We start from the raw sequence: 2,934 nt of genomic DNA, 5'->3' as shown, positions 1-2,934 counted from the left end.
AACACTCGAAGAGTACGAAGCTGAACAAACAGCTTAAGACTAATTTTAACAAATTCGGTCACATTAATGCAAGCTTTTGCGAAGTAAAAGCTTGCATTAATGTGAGCCTTGGTTTTAGGACATTTTAGACCGAGAACGCAATCAGAACTAAAATTGATTTGATAGAGTTGTTTAAAATATGGTAGTATGGGAAGTTGTGATTATTTCTAAATAAAGTAAAAAGGTCAAATTGGAGGCAAAGGCGTTGGGACACTGATTAACTAGAATAAATGCACAATCAAAAGAACTGTGAAGAGAAATGGAGTACAAGAACAATGAGTAGATTAGTAACCTTAATAGGTATTATTGTCATGTTGGGAGTTTTATATTTATTATCGGATAATAAGAAAGCCATCAATAAAAAAACAGTGGGTATTTCCCTAGCAGCCCAATTGGTATTGGCCTTATTTTTAATTAAAGTCCCTATAGGAAGCTGGTTAATCAAACAACTGGCAGCGGGAGTAACGAAATTATTCAGTTTTGCCAACGAAGGATTGTCATTTGTTTTTGGTGATTTATTTGGAAATGGCTATTTCTTTATTGATGTTTTGGGTGTCATTATTTTCTTATCCGGCTTAACAGGTATTCTAGGTTATTTAGGAGTAGTTGGTTGGGTCGTAAAAATCATCGGCGGAGCAGTAGGGAAATTAACAGGTACCGAAAAAGCTGAATCTTTTGTGGCAGTAGCAAATATGCTGCTGGGACAAACTGAATCGCCCTTTTTGGTCGCTAAGTACTTACCTAAAATGACGAAATCTGAATTGATGACGGTACTAGTTTCCGGAATGGGTTCGATGTCAGCGTCTATTTTAGTAGGGTATAATTTATTGGGAATCCCAATGGAATGGCTTCTCGTAACAACTGCTATGGTTCCCTTTGGATCATTGTTAGTGGCTAAGATGTTGACGCCTGAAACGGAAATCAGCCAAGTATCTGATGTAACATTAGACCGTAAAGGCGATAATACATCTGTTTTTTCTGCAATGGCAGAAGGGATCAATAATGGATTGCAAATGGTATTAGGAATCGGAGCGAGCTTGATAGCTGGTATTTCTATTGTAGCTTTATTAAATAGTATTTTAGGATTAGTAGGAACGAGTTTTACGCAATTATTAGGTTATATCTTTATGCCATTGGGTTGGTTGATGGGATTAAATGGAGCAGAGTCAAGAATAGCAGGACAAGTCTTAGGGACTAAGCTGTCAATCAATGAATTTGTGGCGTACGCCGATTTGGCGCCTATGATGGGAGAATTATCAAATAGAGCTGTAGCAATGTTATCCATTGCTGTCGGAAGTTTTGGAGCGTTTTCTAGTATTGCCATTTGCGTGACTGGTTTAACTGTTTTTGCACCAAACAGAAAAAATGATTTGTCCAACTTAGCTTTTAGAGGAATGTTAGGCGGCTTTATTGTACCGGTACTATCTGCAATGTTTATCGGATTGTTTTTATAAAAATAGAACTATTGTACGTTTAAAGTAGGTCGTTTAAGACGATCTGCTTTTTTTGTGTTTTATATTTTTGTAAAAACTTTAAATGTGCTAATCTGAAAAGAGAAGCAAGGAAGGTGATCAAATGTTGAAAACAATTTTGCCGACTGAATTATTGAACTTAGCGCAACAACGTGCAGCAGGCTTTGCTGTAGAGGGGTTTATACGTGGGGAAGGTCCAGAAAACCCCAAAGCACTGTTGATTGGAGAAGCACCGGGAGCAGTTGAGGTAACGGCAGTTGAAGATACGCCATTTGCAGGACGGGCAGGAATCGAATTGATGAGGACTTTGGAGACAGCTGGTTTATCCAGAGAAAATACGTATATTACCAGTGTTTTTCATAGTCGACCATTCAAAGACCGCTTAAAACTCAATAAACGTACTGGTTTGGAAGAACTAAAGCGGTACAATCGCAAACCAAATCGTAAAGAAGTATTGGCACACGCGCCGTTGACTGACTATGAAATCAGTCATATCGATGCACCGTTGATTATTTTGCTGGGAACATCCGCCATTGAGCGAGTGCTTGGAAAACAAGCTGCAGTAAAAGATCTTCACGGAAAAGTGCTGATGACATCGGTTCAATATTTAGCAGATCTTGAAGATACTGCTTATCAGTGGACTGACAAAAAGTATCCAGTTTTATGTACCTACCATCCTGCCAGTATCTTTTACAATCGACAGTTAGAGTCAAAGATTCATGAAGACATGCATGCAGTGAAAAAATGGTTGGAAAACATGGACAGGCATGAAAACAAATAACTAGTTAAATATGAAAAAAGATTTCTTTGTGGGTGGCATAGCTCTGATAAGAAATCTCTTTTTATATGCAGTATTTTTGAATGCTTTCTTTAAATGACTTGAATGTTTCTAAAAAAACTCACATATAAAAGCGAGTATATATGAAAGAATTCTCATTATTTGTTAAAATATACACAATGTACCGATAATCGTTATAGGTTTAATAAAAAAGGGAGAATATGTCTTAATCGTCCTAGACCAATATGTTTAAAAGGAAAGAATACATGGTTTGCTGGCAAATGAAATTTTTAAAACTTTGAAAAATGAGAGCTTAATGAAGAAGAAAGAAATATTTGATATATATTTATTTTTTCTAGGCTAAAATAATGCATATTCGAAAAAAATATTTTATAATAAGAAAAATATTATGTATAAGGAGGATCTTAATTTGTTAGGTTTGGTTGATGAACTCCAAGCAAACTATGAAGCGATCACTCGCTCAGAGAAATTAAGTGAGGACCGAAAGATCCATTTACTTAATGTCTACTGAATAATAAACTATGCTTATTCTGCTGCCTTTTACAACTAATGATTGATATAATAGATGCAAGGGTTTTTATAGGATGTTAAACAAAACCTTGCACTTTTACTGAAATGAGGACA

General features: G+C 36.0%; 2 protein-coding genes. Both read left to right on the top strand.

The window, feature by feature from the left end:
• Nucleotides 1-314: 314 nt before the first annotated feature.
• The gene (locus ACEN36_RS12865) at nt 315-1,493 is read left to right on the top strand and encodes a NupC/NupG family nucleoside CNT transporter (RefSeq protein WP_407097728.1); all 1,179 of its coding nucleotides are present in this window, start codon (nt 315-317) and stop codon (nt 1,491-1,493) included.
• 121 nt (nt 1,494-1,614) lie between these two features.
• On the top strand, nt 1,615-2,292 hold the full coding sequence (locus tag ACEN36_RS12860) for a uracil-DNA glycosylase (protein WP_407097729.1): 678 nt from the start codon (nt 1,615-1,617) through the stop codon (nt 2,290-2,292).
• Nucleotides 2,293-2,934: the final 642 nt, after the last annotated feature.

It is taken from the genome of Desemzia sp. FAM 23989, assembly GCF_045528345.1.
In the GTDB taxonomy this organism is placed as follows: domain Bacteria; phylum Bacillota; class Bacilli; order Lactobacillales; family Carnobacteriaceae; genus Desemzia.
This window is presented reverse-complemented; position numbering and strand designations above follow the sequence as displayed.